Source organism: Nocardioides xinjiangensis (assembly GCF_017916385.1).
Classification (GTDB): domain Bacteria; phylum Actinomycetota; class Actinomycetes; order Propionibacteriales; family Nocardioidaceae; genus Nocardioides; species Nocardioides xinjiangensis.
This window is the reverse complement of the sequence record NZ_JAFMSW010000002.1, coordinates 1-19,822: the sequence shown is the minus strand read 5'-3', so window position 1 is coordinate 19,822 and position 19,822 is coordinate 1. Positions and strand designations below refer to the sequence as shown.

Sequence of the window (19,822 nt, the reverse complement as noted above, 5' to 3'; positions counted from 1 at the left end):
GAGGCGTCGGGCGGGGCTGGGCGGCTGGATCCGGCTGCGGTGGTCGCACGAGCGGTGGCATCTCGGGGGCGCTGCCGCCGTCCGGACCAGGAAGTCCCGCACCGCTCATGTGTCAGCTCCTTCGCGCTCGCGCACGCATCGATTCCAGGCACCGATTGGACCACGCCGAGGGCCACCCGCTTTGTCGACACGTCGACAGTTCCGCGACCGATTTCGCGCCAGCTCCAGGGCGCGCGGCCGAGTGGGCGCACACCTCTCGTCCCGCCCCGACGGCCGGCCGGACCTGGGCGCAGCGCCGCACGCGCAGCGCAGCGCAGCGGCGAACACCGCACTGCGGCGGCGCCGGGTACGTGCGCGCGCGAGACGACTGGCCCCGAGGGCCGCCGCGGGGTGCAGTCGGTCAGCTGACCCGGGTGCACCCGTCGAGCCGCAGCGCCCGCGCGACGGCCGCCTCGTAGGCGTCGAGGTCCCGCACTCCCCGCTCCCAACTGTCCAGCCACATGCTGGTGGCCTCCTCCGGGGTCAGCTGGCCCAGGCGCAGCATGTCCATGTGGTGGATGTGCTCCCTCCACGTGCCGACCGACACCTGGGCCGCGGTGAGGGCGTCCATCGCCGCCTGCACGTCCCGCGCACACCCCGGGAGCTCCTCGGCGCCGGGGGCCAGCAGTCCGGGAGTCGGGCAGTCGACGCCTTCTTGGCGCGCCTCTGCCACGGCGGCGTCGAACGCTCGCACGCGTCGTTGGGCGCCGAGCCGCGTCCTCTCCCAGAACTCCGTAGCCTGCTGCAGGGTGATCTCGCCGAGCACCAGCTTGTTCATCGCCCCGACGTGCACGGCCCACTGGTCGAGCGCGGGCTGGGCCGCCTCGAGGGGGTTGCGAAGCGACTGCTCGGCACTGACGCAGCGCGAGAGCCGGGTAGCGACGGTGCGGACGGTCGAATCGGTCGCCTCAGCCTCTCCCTGGACCTCCGCCGACACGGACTCGGCGTCCGCGGTCGGCGCCGGGTCGTCGCTTCCTCCGGTGAGGGCGCTCCAGATCAGCACCAGGGCCACGGTGGTGGCCACGCCGACGAGACCCGCAGCGACGAGTGCCCCGCGGCTCGTGCCGCCGGCTGGAGTAGTCCAGCCGTCCTCTGCCGTGTCGCCGTCGCGCCACTCGTCGGACGACGTCGCTCCGGCTGGGTCCGCACCGGCGCCGTCGTAGGCCTCGTCGGGGTCGCGCGCTTCGTCGTGCTCGTAGACCTCGTCCTGCTCGTCGTGCTGGCGGTCGTCCTGCTCGTCGCGCATGCCTGTCACCCCCGGAGAGCGGTCGTCTCCTCGCACGCTACGTCCCGGTTCCGCCCTCCGCTCCCCCAAAATCGGGGACGTCGGACCTCCGAGGACCGGCGCGGAGAGAGGGCTGGGGCGCCCGGCGTGGCGATCAGCCGAGACGTCTCATGGCGACCGTCGCGAGCACGAGCTCGCCGGCCTCGTCGGTCGCGTCGCAGTCGACGACGGCCTCGATGACCCAGTCGTGGTGCCCCTCGGGGTCGTGGAGGGTCTGGCGTACGTCGCGCAGCCGCGCCGTCGTGCCGTCCTCGGCGCCGACGGCCTCGCCGGTCCGCTCCTCCCCCACGACCAGCAGGTCGGGGCCGCGGGCGTCGGCGTCGGTCAGGACCGTGTCGTGCTCGGCGTAGTAGTCCTCCAGGGCGGCGTCCCACACGGAGCGGCCGACGACGACCCGGCGAGGCGGGTCGGTGCGGTCCGCAGCGGCGCGCTCGAGACGGACCAGCCCGTCGAGGTCGTCGCGTGCGACGGCCTCGACGCGCGCCCACATGGCGTTGCGGAGCATGACGCGGAAGGGCCGCTCCTGCCGGGAGAGGGGTCGCGGCGGGGGCGGCGGCTCGTGGTGCGCGACGGCACTGGGTGCGTGGTCGGGGTCCGACAACGCCTCCCACTCGTCCAGCAGCGAGGAGTCGGTCTGCCGCACGGTCTCGCCCAGCCACTCGATCACGTCGTCGATTTCGGGTGAGCGGTGCGCCTCCGGCACCGTCTGCCTCAGGGTGCGGTAGGCGTCGGTGAGGTAGCGCAGCACGAGTCCCTCGGAGCGGGCCAGCTGGTAGCGACCGACGAAGTCGGTGAACCCCATGCCGTCCTCCCACATCTCGCGCACGACCGACTTCGGCCCGAGGGCGTCGTCGGGAAGCCACGGGTGGGTCTCGCGGTAGGTGGCGTAGAGGGCCTCGAGGAGCTCGCGCAGCGGCTGCGGCCAGGTGATCTCCTCCAGCAGCGCCATCCGTTCGTCGTACTCGAGGCCGTCGGCCTTCATCTCGGCGATCGCCGCGCCGCGGGCGGCGTGCTGCTGGGCCATCAGGATCTGGCGCGGCGCCTCGAGGACGGCCTCCACCACCGAGACCACGTCGAGGCCGTAGGTCTCGGACTCCGGGTCGAGCACGTCGAAGGCGGCCAGCGCGAAGTGCGCCAGCGGCTGGTTGAGCGCGAAGTCCTCGGGCAGGTCGAGGGTCAGCACGTAGCGCCGGCCGTGCTCGTCGGGCTCGTCGAGGCGGGTGATGATGCCGGTGCGGACGAGGGACCGCGCGAGCCGCAGGGCGCGACGGGCCAGGCGCGCGCGGCCGCGGGGGTCCTCGTGGTTGTCGGTGGTCAGCCGGCGCATCACCGCGAACGCGTCCTCCTCGCGGGACACGACGTTGACCAGCATCGCGTTGTCCACCTTCATCCGGCTCGTCAACCGCTCCGGCACACCGGCGACCAGCTTGTCGAAGGTCTGCTCGGTCCACACGACCGTGCCCTCGGGCGCCTTCTTGAGCTGCGCCTTGGACTTCTTCCTCCCGGCCGCGACACGCGCCGCCGCCTTGGCCTTGGCCTGCTCGTTCTCGATGACGTGCTCCGGCGCCTGGACCACGACGTACCCCGCGGTGTCGTAGCCGGCACGCCCGGCCCGGCCGGCGATCTGCTGGAACTCCCGCGTCCGCAGCACCCGCTGCCTGTTCCCGTCGAACTTCGCGAGGCCGGTGAAGAGCACCGTGCGGATCGGCACGTTGATGCCGACCCCCAGCGTGTCGGTGCCGCAGATGACCCGCAGCAGCCCGGCCTGGGCGAGCGTCTCGACCAGCCGGCGGTACTTCGGCAGCATGCCCGCGTGGTGGACGCCGATCCCGTTGCGCACCAGCCGCGACAGGGTCTTGCCGAAGCCGGCACCGAAGCGGAACGCACCGATCCGCTCGGCGATCGCGTCCTTGTCGACCTTGGCAGGCGGGTGCCGCAGGAGGTTGGTGGCGTGCTCGACCGCGGCCGCCTGCGTGAAGTGCACGACGTAGACCGGGTCCTGACCCGTGACGACGAGCTCCTCGAGGGTGTCGTCCAGCGGCTCCATCGACCAGCGGAAGCTCAACGGCACGGGGCGCTCGGCGTCGTCGACGACAGCGGTGTCCCGCCCCGTGCGCCGCAACAGGTCCTCGACGAAGAACGAGACGTCACCCAGGGTGGCCGACATCAGCAGGAACTGCGCGTCCACGAGCTCGAGCAGCGGCACCTGCCAGGCCCACCCGCGGTCGCCCTCGGAGTAGAAGTGGAACTCGTCCATCACGACGAGCCCCACGTCGGCCGAGCGGCCCTCGCGCAGCGCGATGTTGGCGAGCACCTCCGCGGTGCAGCAGATGATCGGGGCGTCGGGGTTGACCGCGGCGTCACCGGTGAGCATCCCGACGTTGTCGGCCCCGAAGACCTCGATGAGCGCGAAGAACTTCTCGCTCACCAGCGCCTTGATGGGGGCGGTGTAGAAGCTGACCTCGTCGCGGGCCATCGCTGCCACGTGCGCCCCGATGGCGACCAGCGACTTGCCGGACCCGGTCGGCGTCGCCAGGACCACGTGGTTGCCGCCGAGCAGCTCGATCACGGCCTCGTCCTGGTGCGGGTACAGGTCGAGCCCCTGGTCGCTCACCCAGCCCGAGAAGGCGTCGTACACCGCGTCCGGGTCGGCGCCTGTGGGGACCCTCGTGTCGAGGCGCGCTGCAGCGGGCATGCGTCGATCCAACCACCCGCCGGTCCCAGGCGCGGAGGGGGCGCGCAACCGCCGGCTCGGCGACCAGGACCGTGGGCCCGGGCGGCGGTCACCCCTGCGCCCGCGGGTGGGCCGTCGCGAAGACCTCCCGCAGGTTGTCGACGGTGACCAGCGTGTAGACCTGCGTCGTGGTGACCGACGCGTGGCCGAGCAGCTCCTGCACCACGCGCACGTCTGCGCCACCGTCGAGGAGGTGCGTGGCGAAGGAGTGGCGCAGCGTGTGCGGCGACACCGACGCCGTCACGCCGGCCCGCTCGGCGGCCTTCACCAGCACCGCCCAGGCGCTCTGCCGCGAGAGCCGGCCGCCGCGCGAGTTGAGGAACATCGCCGGCCCCCCGCGGCCGGTCCCGACGAGGTCAGGGCGGGCGCGGGTCAGGTACGCCGCCACGGCCTCGCGGGCGTACCCGCCGACCGGGACGAGCCGCTCCTTGCCGCCCTTGCCGCTCAGCAGGACGGTGCCGTCGACCGGGTCGAGGTCGTCGACGTCGAGGCCGACCGCCTCGGAGATCCGGGCGCCCGTGCCGTAGAGCAGCTCCAGCAGCGCCCGGTCGCGCAGCGCGAGCGGCGTGTCCGGGGCCCCGGCCGCGTCGAGGATCGCCTCGACGTCCGCGAGCGGCAGGGCCTTGGGCAGCCGCTTGGCCGGCGTCGGCGGCTTCACCGCGGCAGCCGGGTCGGCCGCGGCGAGGCCGTCGGACACGGCGAACTTGTGGAAGCCTCGTACGGCCACGACCGTCCGCGCGGCCGACGTCGCGCTCAGCGGCGGGTGTGCCTGGCCGCCCTCTCGCAGGCTCACGAGGAAGGCGGCCACCGTCGCCTCGCTGACCGCGTCGAGGTCGTCGATCCCCTGGGAGGCCAGGAACTCGGCGTAGCGGCCGAGGTCACGGGTGTAGGAGCTGAGCGTGTTGGCGGCGAGGCCGCGCTCGACCGCGAGGTGGTCGAGGTACGTGCGCACGGCCCGGCCCAGCGCCACCCCCGAGGTCATCCGGCGCTCAGCCCAGGACGGTGTCGAGGCCCACCGACTCGATGCCGACCGCCTCGCCGACGGGAGCGTTGGTCAGCTGTCCCGCGTGGGTGTTGAGGCCGAGCGCGAGGCTCCTGTCGTCGCGCAGCGCCTGCTCCCAGCCCTTGTCGGCCAGCGCCACGGCATAGGGCAGCGTCGCGTTCGTGAGCGCGTACGTCGAGGTGTTGGGCACCGCTCCGGGCATGTTGGCCACGCAGTAGAACACCGAGTCGTAGACCTCGTAGGTCGGGTCGTCGTGGGTGGTGGCGTGGGAGTCCTCGAAGCAGCCGCCCTGGTCGATCGCGATGTCGACGAGCACCGAGCCCGGCTTCATCCGCGACACGAGGTCGTTGCTGACCAGCTTCGGCGCGGCCGCGCCCGGGATCAGCACCGCGCCGATCACCATGTCGGCCTCCATGACCTGCTGCTCGATGGCGAGCTTCGACGACGCCAGGCCGTGCACCCGGTTGTTGTAGCGCCAGAACGACATCCGCAGCTTGTCGAGGTCGGTGTCGAGCAGGGTCACGTCGGCGCCCATGCCGAGGGCGATGTTGGCGGCGTTCTGGCCCGACACACCGGCTCCGATGATGACGACCTTGGCGTTGGCGACCCCGCCGACGCCGCCCATCAGCACGCCGCGGCCGCCGTTGGCCTTGAGCAGGGCGTGGGCGCCGACCTGGGGCGCGAGGCAGCCGGCGACCTCCGACATCGGGTAGAGCAGCGGCAGCCCGCCCGAGGGCAGCTGCACGGTCTCGTACGCGATGGCGGTGACCTTGCGCGCCATCAGCTCTTCGGTCAGCGGCTTGTCGGCGGCGAGGTGGAGGTAGGTGAAGAGGGTCTGGCCCTCCCGCATCCGGTCGTACTCCTCGGCGATCGGCTCCTTGACCTTCAGCACCATGTCGGCGGTGCCCCACACGTCGTCGGCCGTGTCGAGCATCGTGGCGCCCGCGGCGACGTACTCCTCGTCGGGGATGAGCGAGCCGGCGCCCGCCGTCGCCTGCACGAACACCTCGTGACCGTGCTGGACCAGCTCGTGCACGCCGATGGGGGTCAGGGCCACGCGGTACTCGCGGTTCTTGACTTCCTTGGGTACGCCGACCTTCATGCCTTGCTCCTAGGGGTCAGGGGGCCACCACGGTGTGGCTCGCCTCACAGCGGGAGCGAGACTACTCCCGGCGGCGCCTACCCCGCCTCCAGGGTGCCGCGCTGCCGGTGCACCTCGTAGGCGAGCACCGCCTGCACCAGCGGACCCTGCCGCACCCGGCCCCCCAGCACGGCGTCGAGCAGGTCGGCCATGGGCACCCAGAAGTGCTCCATCTCGGCCTCCTCGTGGCGCATCTCGAAGTCCCCGCGCGGCGCGTGGGTGAGGCCACGGGCGAGGAAGATCTCGTGCACCTCGTCGGTGATCCCGGCACTGGCGTACGTGCTCAGCAGCGGCCGCCACTGCGCGGCCTCGAGCTCGACCTCCTCGCGCAGCTCGCGCTTCGCCGTCTCCACGGCCGGCTCGTCCCCGGCGTCGCGCAGCCCGGCAGGGAGCTCGACGAACTCGTGCTGGGTGGTGTGGCGGTACTGCCGCAGGCAGATCACCCGCTCCTCCTCGTCGACCGCCAGGACGACGACGGCGCCGGGGTGCTCGAGGCTGAGCCGGGTGAACTGCTCGGAGTGCCCGGGACGGGTGATCCGGTCCTCCCGGAGGGCGACGACCCAGTCGTCGCGGTGCAGGTCGCGGCTGGACACGACCGGCCACGACATCGGCCGGTCGGCGATCGGTGCGGCGGGGCGGTCCTCGTGCGCATCGGGCATGCCTCGAACGCTAGCGAATGGACACGATGAGTACGGTCGCCCCTATGACGTTGTCGACCCTCACCAAGTCCGAAGCCGCCGCGCGGTCCTCGCTCCTCGAGGTCCAGCGCTACGACATCGCCGTCGACATGACCGGCCTGCTCGAGGACGAGGTGTGGTCGTCGGTGAGCACGATGGCCTTCACCTGCTCCGAGCCCGGCGCCACGACCTTCGTCGACGTCGCCATGGACGTCAGGAGCGCGACGCTCAACGGTCAGCCGGTCGACGTCTCCGCGGCCGCCGACGGCCGCCTGCCGCTGCCCCCGCTGTCGGCCGACAACGTCCTGGTCGTCGAGGCCAGCACCACCAACACCGGCACCGGTGAGGGCATCCTCCGCACGGTCGACCCCACCGACAAGCTGGTCTACGTGTGGACCAGCCTCGAGCCCGACGAGGCACGGCGCGTGTGGGCGTGCTTCGACCAGCCCGACCTCAAAGCGCCGCACCGCTTCGTCGTCACCGCCCCCTCGTCGTGGCTGGTGACCTCCAACGGCGCGCCGGAGTCGGTCGAGGACGCCCACGGGGCCGACGCGCGGGTGTGGACCTTCCCCGACACCCCCCGCCTGTCGACGTACGTCGTCGTGGTCAACGCCGGTCCCTTCCACGAGGTGCGCCGGCGGCACGACGGCCACGACCTCGGGTTCTACTGCCGCCAGTCGCTCGCGCCCGTGCTGGAGCGCGACCTCGATGAGCTCGTGACGCTGACCCGGCAGGGCCTGGCCTTCTTCGGGGAGCGCTTCGGCTTCCCGTTCCCCCAGGAGCGCTACGACCAGGTCTTCGTGCCCAACCTCGGCGGTGCGATGGAGAACTGGGGGTGCGTGACCTACGGCGACGGGCAGCTGTTCCGCACTCCCCCGACGCACGCCCAGCGTGCGGTGCGCGCCGAGTTCGTCCTGCACGAGATGGCCCACATGTGGTTCGGCGACCTGGTGACGATGCAGTGGTGGGACGACCTCTGGCTCAACGAGGCCTTCGCGTCGTGGGCGGCCAACTGGGGCATGGCCCGCGCGACCGAGTTCACCGAGCAGTGGGCGACGTTCCTCGCCGCGTCCAAGCGCACCGCGTACGAGATGGACATGAGCCCGGCGCGGCACCCCATCCGCAGCGACGTCCCGGACGTGTCGGCCGCGATGTCCAACTTCGACGCGATCACCTACGTCAAGGGCCAGAGCGTCCTGCACCAGCTCGTCGCCTACATCGGCGAGGAGGCCTTCGTGGAGGGCCTGCGTGACTACTTCAGCCGCTACGCCTACGCCAACACCCGGCTCGACGACCTCATGGACTGCTACTCCCGCGCGGCCGGCCGCGACCTGTCCGCGTGGACGAGGGCGTGGCTCGACGAGGCGGGCACCGACGTCATCTCGCTGGTGGGCGACGAGCTCGTGGTGGAGCCCGCCGACGACCAGGAGCCGCGCCCGCACCGGCTCGACGTCGCCGTGTTCGACACCTCCGGCGAGGACCTCGTCCCCGTGGGCCGCACGTCGCACGAGGTCACGGGCCGGCGGACCCCGGTCGACCTGCCCGCCGGGGGGCTGCGCTTGGTGAACGCCGGTGACCACACCTTCGCCGCGGTGAAGCCCGATCCCGCGTCGCTGACCGCGATGCTCGAGCGGGTGCAGCAGCTGGCGGACCCGCTCGACCGGGCGCTCGTCGCGGCCACGGCGGGGCAGCTCCTGCTGCTCGGCGACGTGGCGCCGCGCGACGTCGCCGCCTCGCTCACCCGTGCGCTGTCCACTGAGACCAGCCCCGCGCTCGTCGAGCCGTTCCTCGCGCAGGCCCTGCAGGTCGCGGACCGCTGGGCGCCCGCCCCGGAGTCCCCCGGCCTGCTCAGCGCCCTGGCCGACGCCGTCGTCGGGCTCGTGGAGCTGCCCGACGCCCGGCAGGCCGCGCTGCGCACGCTCGCCGCGTCGGCGTCCACCGAGGCGCACTGGTCGGTGCTCGAGGCCGCTGCGGAGCAGGCGACCGATCTCGACCTCGCGTGGCGGATGGCCGTGCGGCGCTCCGAGCTCGGTGACTACGACGAGGACGCGGTGGCTCGGCTGCTCGAGTCCGACCCCGACCCCGACGCCGGCATGCGCCGCCTGGCGGTCCTCGCGGCGCACCCGAGCGTGGAGGCCAAGGAGGAGGTGTGGCGGGCGTTCTTCGTCGACTACGCCGTGCCCGCCAGCCGCGAGACGCTCGTGCTCGGCTCGACGTTCTGGCGCCCGCGCCAGGCCGAGCTGCTCGCGCCGTTCGCGCACCGCTACCTCGAGGAGCTGCACACGCTCAAGGGCGGCCTGCTCAACCAGGGCCTGACCATCCGGGCGATGTACCCGCTCGGTGCCGGCGACGAGGACTTCCTCGCCGCCGCGGAGGCAGCCGCCGAGGACACCCGGCTCATGGCCTACGCGCGCAACCAGCTGCGGTCGAACTCGTTCGTGCTCGGCCGCATCCTCCGGGCGCGCCGGCTCTGACCCGGCTCTGACCTGGCTCTGACCCAGGTCCTCGGCCGGGGACGTCAGTCCTCGGCGGCGTCGTCCCGGCGGCGCAGCCCCGACTCGTCGAGCGGGAAGCGCTCGGAGCGCTGCCGCTCGATGGCGGCACCGACGAGACCGGCGAACAGCGGGTGCGGTCGGGTCGGGCGCGAGCGGAGCTCGGGGTGGGCCTGCGTGGCGACGTAGTAGGGGTGCACGTCGGCCGGCAGCTCGACGAACTCCACCAGCCCCAGCTCGGGGTTGACGCCGGAGAACACCAGGCCCGCCCGGGCGAGCGTCTCGCGGTAGGCGTCGTTGAACTCGTAGCGGTGGCGGTGCCGTTCCTCGATGGTGGCCGCGCCGTACGTCGCCCGCACCACGCTGCCCTCGGCCAGGTCGGCCTTCTGCAGGCCCAGCCGCATCGTGCCGCCCAGGTCGCCCGCGCCCTCGACGTACTTCTTCTGCTCCTCGATCGTGGCGATGACCGGCTCGACGGTGTCGGGGTCGAACTCGGTCGACCCCGCCTTCGTCAGCCCGGCGACGTTGCGGGCGTACTCGATCACCATGCACTGCAGCCCCAGGCACAGCCCGAGCGTCGGGATGCCGTGCGTGCGGGTGTAGTGCAGCGCGCCGAGCTTGCCCTCGATGCCGCGCACCCCGAAGCCGCCGGGCACCAGCACCGCGTCGACGTCCGAGAGGTGCCTGGCCGCGCCCGCCTCGGTCTGGCACTCGTCGGAGGCGACCCAGCGGATGTGGACCTTCGCGTCGTGGGCGAAGCCGCCTGCGCGCAGCGCCTCGCTGACGGAGAGGTAGGCGTCGGGCAGGTCGATGTACTTGCCGACCAGCGCGACCGTGACGTCCTCGGTGGGGTGGTGCACGCGGCGGAGCAGGTCGTCCCAGTCGGTCCAGTCGACGTCGCGGAACGGCAGATCGAGGCGGCGCACCACGTAGGCGTCGAGGCCCTCGCGGTGCAGCACCTTGGGGATGTCGTAGATCGACGGGGCGTCCGCGGCGGTGACGACCGCCTCGTCGTCGACGTCGCACATCAGCGCGATCTTGCGCTTGATGCCCTCGGGCAGCTCGCGGTCCGCACGGCACACGATCGCGTCGGGCTGGATGCCGATCGAGCGGAGCGCGGCGACGGAGTGCTGCGTGGGCTTGGTCTTCAGCTCACCGGACGGGCCGATGTAGGGCACCAGCGAGACGTGGATGAAGAAGCAGTTGTCCCGGCCGATCTCGTGGCGGGTCTGCCGCGCCGCCTCGAGGAACGGCAGCGACTCGATGTCGCCGACCGTCCCGCCGACCTCGGTGATCACCACGTCGATGTCGGGCCCGCCCATCGCGAGGATGCGGTCCTTGATCTCGTTGGTGATGTGCGGGATCACCTGCACGGTGTCCCCCAGGTAGTCGCCCCGCCGCTCCTTGGCGATCACCCGGGAGTACACCTGACCGGTGGTGACGTTGGCGACCTGGTTGAGGTCGGTGTCGAGGAACCGCTCGTAGTGACCGATGTCGAGGTCGGTCTCCGCGCCGTCGTTGGTCACGAAGACCTCGCCGTGCTGGAACGGGTTCATCGTGCCGGGATCCACGTTGAGGTAGGGATCCAGCTTCTGCATGGTCACGCGCAGTCCGCGCGCCTTCAGCAGGTTGCCCAGGCTGGAGGCGGTGAGCCCCTTGCCGAGGGAGGAGGCGACGCCCCCGGTCACGAATACGTGCTTGGTCGGCGTACGGCTCTTCACGGACTTCGATCCTACCCGAGGGGGACGGGTCCGTCGGCACCCGCCGCACCGAAGGCGCCGCCCTGGGTGCTGAGCGAGCGCTGCAGGAGGAGCGTCGTGGCGATCCGGCCGGCCACGGTGTCGACGCCGTCGAGGGTGGCCACGCCCGCGGTGGCCGGGTCGGCCCGGAAGCGGGTCAGCTGCCCGGACCGGCCGTCCTGGGTCGTCCCGGCGACGACCACCCCGAGGGCCTGGGCGCCGAGGCCCTGGGCGAGTCCGGCGAGGATCGCGTCGGACCCCTCGTCACCGGCGTCGGTCCCGAGGACCACCAGCACGAGCGGCGAGCGCTGCGGCACCTCGTGGGGTCCGGCGACCAGGCCGGCGCCGGTGACCGCGTCGAGCACGGCGCGGGCCTTGCCGTTGACCTCCTGGCCCTCGGGCTCCTTCGTGGCGATCGCGAGGCCGAGCAGCTGCCCGGCCCGGTCGTACGTCGACGCGTCGGGGGCGACGTCGCCGTCGGCCTGCTGGGTGAGCAGCTGGCTGCCGAGCGTGTCGACCAGCGACTTCTGGCCGGGGTCCACGATGTCCTCGGTGAGGTCGTAGCGAGCGCTGACGGTCCCGCCCGCGGCCTCGACCTGCCCGGCGAGCGCCGTGACGACCTGCTCGTCGGCGCCGGGGACCGTCACGAGGGCGACGGAGCGCTCGGCGAGCCGGTCCGCGACGACCGACGGGCCGAGGGTGGAGACGAAGCTCTCGGTGTAGTCGGTGCCCGAGCGGTCCTCGGCGGGCGGAGCGTCGGTGTCGCTCCGGGAGGTCGCGACCGTCGCTCCGACGTCGGAGAGCGGACCGCCGCCGAGCACGATCCCGGCGGCCAGCGCGAGGAAGACGGCGACGATGGTCAGGACGTGGTGGCGCAGGGTGATCACGGGAGGATTCCTCGGACGTTGTCGATCAGGTCGGACGTGGTGCGGGTGACGGCCGGCGAGGCCTCGTCGACCCACTGCTGGCCGACCGGGGTCACGCTGACGGCCGCCGCGAGGGTGAGCACGCCCGCCGCGAGCGCGCCGGCCAGGTGGCGCGGGCGCACCGCGCCGTCGTACAGGCGCGGCACGGCGGCGGCGTCGACGAGGTCGGGGCCGAGCTTGAGGCGGGTCAGGAACGTGCTGGCGAGGCCGGCGCGGCGTCGGTCGAGGAACTCGTGGAGGGTCGCGTGCATCCCGACGCCGACGATCAGGGACGCCTCGCGCGCCGAGGCGAGCAGCAGGGCGGCGTCCTCGGTGGTCGCGGTGGTCTCGAAGCGCAGGGGACGGATGCCGAGCCGCTCGAACTGCTCGGTGGCGCTGCGGGGGGCGCCGCGCTCGACGAGGACGACCACGTCGCGTGCCTTGCGCAGCACCGACGCGGCCGGCAGGTCGTCGGTGCCCCCGGTCACGACGACCACGTCGGGCCGGTGCCCGGCGCCGGCGAGGGCGTCGGCTCCCCGGTCGACGCCGACGAGCACCGGACGCTGCTCGCGGACGAACGCCTTGATGCCGCGCAGCTCCTGCTCCCAGCCGTGGGAGCGCACCGCCACGACGACCGGTCGACCGGCCATCTCGGTGGCGATCTGCGGCACCCCGTGCCCGTGCAGCAGCAGGTCCTGCTCGCGCCGGAGGAACTCGGTGCTGTTGTGGGTGAAGCTCTCGAGCTGGGCGGCGAGGCCGGAGCGCGCCTTGTCCATCTCGGAGCGGACCAGGTCGGGTGTGAGCTCGCGGGCTGGCGCGACCAGCGTGTCCCCCGCATGCACCACTCCCCCGTCGATGCGGAGGCGGGTGCCGTCCTTGACCCGGTCGAAGATCTCGGGGCCGGCGCTGTCGACGACGACGACACCCGCGTCGACGAGGAGCCGTGGCCCCAGGTTGGGGTACCGGCCCGAGATCATCGGGCCGGCGTTGACCACCGCGACGACGCCGGCGTCGACGAGCGCCTGGGCGGTGTCGCGGTCCATGTCGAGGTGGTCGAGGACCGCGACGTCACCGGCGCGCACACGACCGAGGACGCTGGCCGTGCGGCGGTGGATCCGGGCGGGGCCCTGGACGCCGGGGCGGCCGGGGGCTGGGCGGGAGCGGACTGCGAACTTCATGACCGCGCCATGGTCTCAGCCGCGACCCCGCCCCTCGGGGAGGCACGCCCGCTCGGGCGCGGCGGCGTCGAGCAGCTCCCGGGCGTGCGCCCGGGCGCTGTCGGAGTCCTCGACGCCGGCCAGCATCCGTGACAGCTCGCGCTCGCGGTCCTCCTCGGACAGGGCGACCAGCCCGGAGGTGGTCACCGAACCGTCGCTCGCCTTGTGGACCACGACGTGGCGGTCGGCGTACGCCGCGACCTGCGGCAGGTGGGTCACGACCAGGACCTGGGAGGTGCGGGCCAGCGCGGCCAGCCGCCGGCCGACCTCGATCGCCGCCCTGCCGCCGACACCGGCGTCGACCTCGTCGAACACGAACGTCGGCACCGACCCGGTCTCGGCCAGCGACACCTCGAGCGCGAGCATCACCCGCGAGAGCTCGCCGCCCGACGCGCCCTTGTGCAGCGGCCGCGGGTCGGCGCCCGTGTTGGCGGCGAGGAGGAGCTCCACGTCGTCGACGCCGTGCGCGCTCGCCCGGACCCAGCGGCCTTCGACGAGCAGCTGCGGACCCGCCGGCACCTCCGGGGCCGGGGCCTCCTGCTGGGTCACCGCGACCGTGACGACGGCGTGGGGCATCGCGAGGGAGGTGAGCTCGTCGCTGACGGCTGCGCCGAGCCGCTCCGCGGCCGCAGCGCGCTGCCGCGACAAGGTCGACGCCAGGTCACCCAGCTCGGCCCGCAGCCGGTCGCGCCGCGCCTGGAGCTCGCTGATCCGGCCGTCGGTGTCCTCGAGGTCGAGCAAACGCTTGGCGCCCTCCTCGGCCCAGGCGAGCACCTCGTCGATCGTCTCGCCGTACTTCCGGGTCAGCGCGGTGAGCGCCGCCCGCCGCTCCGACACGGCCGCCAGGCGGGCCGGGTCGGTCTCCAGCGAGGCGGCGTAGGAGGCCACGTCGCCGGCCACGTCGACGAGCAGGTGGCCGAGCTCGGCGAGCCGGTCGGCGAGCTCGCCGGCCGTGGCGTCGTGCTCGCGCACGCCCTCGAGGGCCTGGCGGGCGGCACTGGTGGTGCCCAGCGCGTCGGTCGCGCCGTCCTCGCTCGACAGGGCCTCGCGCGCGGTCTCGGCGGCGCTGCGGAGCGTGTCGGCGAACCCGAGCCGGGTCTCCTCCGCGGCGAGCTCGGCGTCCTCGCCCGGTCGCGGGTCGACCGCCTCGACCTCGCCGAGCCCGAACCTGAGCTGGTCGGCCTCGCGCGCCCGCTCGCGCGCCGAGCCCACGACCTCGGCGAGCGTGCGCTCGGTCGCGGCCAGCTCGGCCCACCGGTGGCCGTAGGCCGCCGCCGTCTCGGCGAGCGCCGCGCCACCGAAGCGGTCCAGGGCGGCGCGCTGCGCCCCGGGCCTGAGCAGCCGGTGCTGGTCCGACTGGCCGTGCACCGCCACGAGCGGCTCGGCCACCTCGGCCAGCGTGGTCACCGGCACCGACGCCCCGCCGACCCACGCGCGCGAGCGGCCCTGCGCCGCCACGTTGCGCGCCAGCACGACGCCGCCGTCCTCGACCTCGCCCCCGGCCCGCTCGACCGCCTCCCGGAACCCGGTGAGGGAGCCGGTCGCCACCACGCCCTCGACCCGCGCCTGCCGGGCGCCCGAGCGCACGGCACCCGAGTCGGCCCGGCCGCCGAGCAACAGGCCCAACGCGGTGACGACCATCGTCTTGCCCGCGCCGGTCTCGCCGGTGATCACGGTGAGGCCGGGCCCGAGCTCCAGCGTGGACGACTCGATGACGCCGAGCTGGCTGATGCGCAGCTCCTCAAGCATCGCTCTCCCCTCCGTCGCGGCGCCGGCGCTCGGCGGCGCCCCGCCAGCCTTCGACCGGCAGGTCGAACTTCGCGACCAGGCGGTCGGTGAACGGCGCCTGCTGCAGGCGCGCGAGCCGCACCGGACGGGCCCCGCGGCGCACCTCGATGCGCGCGCCGGGCGGGAGGTCGACCGTACGGCGGCCGTCGCACCAGAGCACGCCGGACCCCTCGGTGTTGGACAGCACCTCGACGGCGAGCACCGAGGTCGGGGCCACCACCATCGGCCGCGCGAACAGCGCGTGCGCACTCAGCGGCACCATCAGCAGCGCCTCGACCTCGGGCCACACGACCGGTCCGCCGGCACTGAAGTTGTAGGCGGTCGAGCCCGTCGGGGTCGCGCACACGACGCCGTCGCAGCCCCACCTCGAGAGCGGACGGCCGTCGACCTCCACGACCACCTCGAGCATCCGCTCGCGGGCGGCCTTCTCCACGCTCGCCTCGTTGAGCGCGAAGGTCGCGAACTTCTCGTCGTTGCCGACCAGCACCCGCACGTCCAGGGTCAGCCGGTCCTCGGCGGTGTAGTCGCGGTCGACGATCGAGCTGATCGTGGAGTCCACGTGGTCCTGCTCGGCCTCGGCCAGGAACCCGACGTGGCCCAGGTTCACGCCCAGCAGCGGGGTGCTGGTCTCGCGCGTCAGCTCCGCGGCACGCAGGATCGACCCGTCGCCGCCGATGACCAGCACCAGCTCGCAACCCTCCCCGGGGGCGTCGTCGTGCCGGGTGACCTCCAGGAGCCCGTCGCACGGCTCGAGGCCGAGGTCGGCCGCCTCGTCCTCGAGCAGCCGGACGGCGATGCCCTGGGTGGTGAGTGCCTGCACGCAGGCCTGCGCGACGTCACGTGCGTCCGCCCGACCGGTGTGCGCGAGCACGAGGACGCGCCGCGGGGGGCTCTGGGTGGTCACTGCTCCACCCTCTCACCCGCCACCCCCAGCGAGGCGGCGCGCTCGACCTCGGCGCGCACGTCTGCCGCCCCGATGTGCGCCGGGCCGCGGCGCAGCAGCAGGAAGAACTCCACGTTGCCGGAGGGTCCCGGGAGCGGGCTCACCGTCACCGCCACCGCGCCCCAGCCGCGCTGGGCGGCGAGCTCAGCCACCGTCGTGACGGCCTCGGCGCGCAGGCCCAGGTCGCGCACGACACCGCCCTTCCCGACCCGGTCCTTGCCGACCTCGAACTGCGGCTTCACCATCAGCGCCAGCTCGCCGTCGGGGCGGGTCACCGACAGCAGGGGGTCGAGCACCAGGGCCAGGGAGATGAACGAGAGGTCGCCGACCACCAGGTCCACGGGCTCCCCCACGACGTCGAGGGTGAGCTCGCGGATGTTGGTCCGGTCGTGCACCTGCACCCGGTCGTCGCTCTGCAGCGACCATGCGAGCTGTCCGTAGCCGACGTCGACGGCGACGACCTCGCGCGCACCGGCCCGCAGCAGCACGTCGGTGAACCCGCCCGTCGACGCGCCGGCATCGAGGCAGCGCTTGCCCTCGACGCGCAGGCCGTGGGCGGCGAAGGCCTCGAGGGCGCCGGCGAGCTTGTGCCCGCCGCGCGACACGTAGTCCACCGTCGTCGGGTCCTCGCGCACCACGATGGCCACGTCGGTCGTGACCCCGGTCGCCGGCTTGGTCGCCGGTGCGCCCGAGACGCTCACCCTGCCGGCCGCCACCAGCTCGCTGGCGTGCTCGCGCGAGCGCGCGAGGCCACGGCGGACGAGCTCCTGGTCCAGGCGCAGTCGTCTCGGCGGCACGACGGCTCAGGCGTCCCGGTCGGCGCCCGACCCCGGGCGCGCCGCGTCGGGGCGGGCGTCGAGCGCGCGCCGCAGCTCCTCGTGGGCCCGCTCGAACACCGCGACGTGGTCGCCGACCGGCGCGTCGACGACGGACGTGACGTCGGCGAGCACCCGGTCCACCGCCTCGACGCCCGTGGGCTCGTGGTCGATCGCGCGGGGACCGGAGCCGCCCACGGTGTCGGCCGCGCCCGCACCGGCGGCGGCAGCCCCCCCGGAACCGACGGGGCCCGCCCCCTCGGCGTACGTCGGCTCGTCGCGGTCGTCCATGGCGGCGAGCCTACTCGGCGCCCAACGTCCGCACCGGTGCGGGCGGAGTCGTGTCGGAGACGTCGGCCGGCGTCCCGGTGGTGTCGAGGTGCAGCCAGCACGCGGTCACCGCGACCCGCCACCAGTCGGCGTCGTCGCCGTCACCGGTGACGTGAAGGCGGCCCGTCTCGACCCTTCCGTTCCACCCACCGAGCCGGACGTCGCGGTCGACGACCGTGGGGACCGGGTGCGGCTCGAAGAGCCCCTCGAGCGTCGGCGACAGGTGGGTCGGCCTCAGCCCGGGAGTGGCCGCGGCGAGCTCCTCCAGCCACGTCACTCCGGTGAGCACGAGCAGCGACGGGATCCCGACCGCGTGCGCGCCCTGGATGTCGGTGTCGAGGCGGTCGCCGACCATGATCGGCCGCTCGCCGCCGACGCGCCGGACCGTCTCCTCCATGAGGGGCCGCTCCGGCTTGCCGGCGACCGTGGCCGCGACGCCGGCGAAGCCGGTGATCGCCCGGACGAGCACACCGTGGCCCGGCGCGAGGCCGTCGGGCGTCGGTACCGTGAAGTCTGCGTTGCTGGCCACGTAGGGCAACCCGTTGCGCACGAGCGTCGCCACCCGCATGATGTCGCGCCACCGGACGTCGGGGCCGTAGCCGCTCGCCACCGCGACAGCACCGTCGGCGTCCGTGACCGGTTCGAGGCCCGCGTCGACGAGCGCGACCCGCAGCCCTTCGCCACCGAGCACGAGCACCCTCGCGCCTGTGCCGTGCTGCTCGGCGAGCAGGCGGGCGGCGGCTTGTGCCGACGTCACCACGTCGCTCGCCGTCGCCTCGACGCCCACGCCGCGGAGCTTTCGCGCCACCTGGTCAGGGGTGCGTGAGGCGTTGTTGGTCACGAACGCGACGTGCCGGCCGGTGCGCCGGATGCGGTCGATGCGCTCACCCACGCCGTCGACGGCGTGACCGCCGACGTAGACGACCCCGTCGAGGTCGAACATGACCAGGTCGTGCGCCTGCACGAGAGGGGTCGTGGACTCCTCGAGCATGCTCCACCCCTTCCCGGACCGTGACGAGCGTCCCCCTACGATGCTCCGATGGACTCCACCGTCGTGCCGCCCTACGTGGCGAAGCCGCTGGAGCTCCTCCCGTTCCGCGCGCTGATGCTCGCTCCGGCGCGCGTGGGTGACCCGGCTTCCGCCCGGGCCCTGGCGCGACCCTATCGCGACGTCGCCGCGCGGCTGACGCAGTGGATCGAGCGCGGCCTCGCGAGCGCGGACAGCGCGCCTGCCCTCTACCTGCACGAGTACACGTCCGGCGGGCTGACGGTGCGTGGTCTCGTCGGCGCGCTGCGGGTGTCGGCGCGCGCGGAGACCCTCGCTGACCGAGCGGTGTGGCCACACGAGGCGATCCATCCGGAGCAGGCCGGCGAGCTCGCCGACCGGATGCTCCAGATGGAGCTGAACCCGGCGCCGATCCTGCTCGTGCACGACGGACCGCAGGGCCTCCGCGACATCGTCGCGCAGGTGGCTCGCACGGCGCCGGACTGGCGCTTCCTCGACCGCACCGGTCAGCGACAGCGCATCTGGGCGATCCGCGACGACGCGCTGATCGCCACGGTCTGCGACCTGCTGGCCCAGACCCGCTGCCTGCTCGCCGACGGGCACCACCGCTACGCCGCCTACCTGCGCCTGCAGCAGCAGCACCCGGGCACCGCCTGGGACGCCGGTCTCGCAATGCTGGTCGACCAGCGCGACACACCGCTCTTCCTCGGCGCGATCCACCGCACGCTGCCCGGCACCTCCGTCGACGACCTGACGTCGGCGGCGGAGGGGGCGGGCGCGGTCGTGGCGGCGCAGGACCGCCACGAGGCGTTGAACGCGCTCGACAGCACGCACCTCGTGATCACCGACGGCGACACCTGGCGCACCGTGGAACCGCTCGAGCTGGAGCGCGAGGCCGCCGTGTCCTGGCTCCATCACCGGGTCCTGGCCGGTCTCGCCGTGCCGGTCACCCGCATCCAGCACCACCACAGCGTCGAGGAGGCGCTCGAGGCTGCGTCGCCCACCGCGCCGGCGGTGCTCCTGCCCAGCCCCGACTTCGAGCAGGTGCGCGCACTCGTCGAGTCCGGCGGGCTGCTGCCCGAGAAGGCCACGTCTTTCCAGCCCAAGCCGAGCCTGGGCGTCATGATGCGGCCGATGAACGACGCATGATCCTCGCGGCGGTCGCCTCGACCTCGACGCGGGAGCGAGTCGCTCCGCCCGCCTGGTAGAAGCGACAGCGCACGGCGCCGGTCACCTCCACCAGGTCCCCCGCGCGCCAGGTGGCGATGCTGCGACGCAGCCGGGGGGCCCAGGCGGTGCAGGGCACCGAGTCCACCCTGCGTGCCGCGGAACGACTGGCCGGCCCGCCTGCGCGTGGGTCCGCCGGTCCCTTCGCCGCGGCGCCACGCGGCACCGAGATCCGGAACGTCACGAGCGTGTCGCCGCTCGGCAGCTCGACCGTCGTCGGCTCGCCGCTGATCCGGCCCACTAGTCGTACCTCGTTGGCGACGACGTCGCCATCGTCGTCTCTGCTGTTCTGTGTCTTCGTCACAGTGCACCTCCTGCGACGACCCTCGTCGTCAGGTGCGACAGCAGCGCCGGCGACGGCACGGCGGCTGTGGAGGACGCCGGCAGACGGGGCCCTGTGGACGGCTGATGGCCATGGACCACCAACGGATGGTCACGGAAATGCAGAAGTGGGGCCACCCGAAGGTGACCCCACTTCCAC

Annotated in this window: 16 protein-coding genes; 2 read left to right on the top strand and 14 right to left on the bottom strand. The window is 73.5% G+C overall.

The window, feature by feature from the left end; all coding sequences use genetic code 11:
• Nucleotides 1–400: 400 nt before the first annotated feature.
• The 5 genes from J3P32_RS14955 to J3P32_RS14935 form a co-directional block, all read right to left on the bottom strand.
• Entirely contained in the window at nt 401–1,285 is an 885-nt protein-coding gene (locus J3P32_RS14955) for a hypothetical protein (protein ID WP_210440857.1), read from the bottom strand.
• A 133-nt stretch (nt 1,286–1,418) separates the two neighbouring features.
• Nucleotides 1,419–4,019, bottom strand: a complete 2,601-nt coding sequence (locus J3P32_RS14950) for a DEAD/DEAH box helicase (protein WP_210440856.1) — start codon at nt 4,017–4,019, stop codon at nt 1,419–1,421.
• Nucleotides 4,020–4,107: 88 nt separating this feature from the next.
• Nucleotides 4,108–5,040: a site-specific tyrosine recombinase XerD gene (gene xerD, locus J3P32_RS14945; RefSeq protein ID WP_210440855.1), complete on the bottom strand. Its 933-nt coding sequence runs from the start codon at nt 5,038–5,040 to the stop codon at nt 4,108–4,110.
• A gap of 7 nt (nt 5,041–5,047) precedes the next feature.
• Nucleotides 5,048–6,163 (bottom strand): alanine dehydrogenase, encoded by a 1,116-nt coding sequence (gene ald / locus J3P32_RS14940; RefSeq protein ID WP_210440854.1) that lies wholly within the window; start codon nt 6,161–6,163, stop codon nt 5,048–5,050.
• Nucleotides 6,164–6,240: 77 nt separating this feature from the next.
• Nucleotides 6,241–6,861, bottom strand: coding sequence for an NUDIX domain-containing protein (locus J3P32_RS14935; RefSeq protein WP_210440853.1), 621 nt, complete (start codon nt 6,859–6,861; stop codon nt 6,241–6,243).
• Between the two features lie 44 nt (nt 6,862–6,905).
• Between J3P32_RS14935 and pepN the strand changes: the two genes are divergently transcribed.
• A complete protein-coding gene (pepN, locus tag J3P32_RS14930) occupies nt 6,906–9,353 on the top strand; it encodes an aminopeptidase N (protein ID WP_210440852.1) in 2,448 nt (815 codons plus the stop codon).
• Nucleotides 9,354–9,397: 44 nt separating this feature from the next.
• Here the strand turns inward: pepN and J3P32_RS14925 are convergent, their stop codons facing one another.
• Genes J3P32_RS14925 through J3P32_RS14890 form a run of 8 tightly spaced genes read right to left on the bottom strand, consistent with a single transcriptional unit; the run spans nt 9,398 to nt 18,099 of the window.
• Nucleotides 9,398–11,092, bottom strand: coding sequence for a CTP synthase (locus J3P32_RS14925; protein ID WP_210440851.1), 1,695 nt, complete (start codon nt 11,090–11,092; stop codon nt 9,398–9,400).
• Nucleotides 11,093–11,103: 11 nt separating this feature from the next.
• Entirely contained in the window at nt 11,104–11,997 is an 894-nt protein-coding gene (locus J3P32_RS14920) for a copper transporter (RefSeq protein WP_210440850.1), read from the bottom strand.
• Complete coding sequence (gene steA, locus J3P32_RS14915) at nt 11,994–13,193, bottom strand: putative cytokinetic ring protein SteA (RefSeq protein ID WP_210440849.1); 1,200 nt, start codon at nt 13,191–13,193, stop codon at nt 11,994–11,996. The genes J3P32_RS14920 and steA overlap by 4 nt, the downstream gene beginning before the upstream one ends.
• A 15-nt stretch (nt 13,194–13,208) precedes the next feature.
• Entirely contained in the window at nt 13,209–14,981 is a 1,773-nt protein-coding gene (gene recN / locus J3P32_RS14910; RefSeq protein ID WP_210440848.1) for a DNA repair protein RecN, read from the bottom strand.
• Nucleotides 14,974–15,924, bottom strand: a complete 951-nt coding sequence (locus tag J3P32_RS14905) for an NAD kinase (protein WP_210440847.1) — start codon at nt 15,922–15,924, stop codon at nt 14,974–14,976. Before J3P32_RS14905 ends, recN begins: the two co-directional genes overlap by 8 nt.
• A complete protein-coding gene (locus J3P32_RS14900; protein ID WP_210440846.1) occupies nt 15,921–16,760 on the bottom strand; it encodes a TlyA family RNA methyltransferase in 840 nt (279 codons plus the stop codon). Before J3P32_RS14900 ends, J3P32_RS14905 begins: the two co-directional genes overlap by 4 nt.
• A 6-nt stretch (nt 16,761–16,766) precedes the next feature.
• A complete protein-coding gene (locus tag J3P32_RS14895; RefSeq protein ID WP_210440845.1) occupies nt 16,767–17,069 on the bottom strand; it encodes a hypothetical protein in 303 nt (100 codons plus the stop codon).
• 10 nt (nt 17,070–17,079) lie between these two features.
• Complete coding sequence (locus J3P32_RS14890) at nt 17,080–18,099, bottom strand: HAD-IIA family hydrolase (protein ID WP_246851225.1); 1,020 nt, start codon at nt 18,097–18,099, stop codon at nt 17,080–17,082.
• Between the two features lie 48 nt (nt 18,100–18,147).
• Between J3P32_RS14890 and J3P32_RS14885 the strand changes: the two genes are divergently transcribed.
• A complete protein-coding gene (locus tag J3P32_RS14885; RefSeq protein WP_210440844.1) occupies nt 18,148–19,263 on the top strand; it encodes a DUF1015 family protein in 1,116 nt (371 codons plus the stop codon).
• Here the strand turns inward: J3P32_RS14885 and J3P32_RS14880 are convergent.
• Nucleotides 19,235–19,645: a single-stranded DNA-binding protein gene (locus tag J3P32_RS14880; RefSeq protein ID WP_210440843.1), complete on the bottom strand. Its 411-nt coding sequence runs from the start codon at nt 19,643–19,645 to the stop codon at nt 19,235–19,237. The genes J3P32_RS14885 and J3P32_RS14880 overlap by 29 nt on opposite strands.
• Nucleotides 19,646–19,822: the final 177 nt, after the last annotated feature.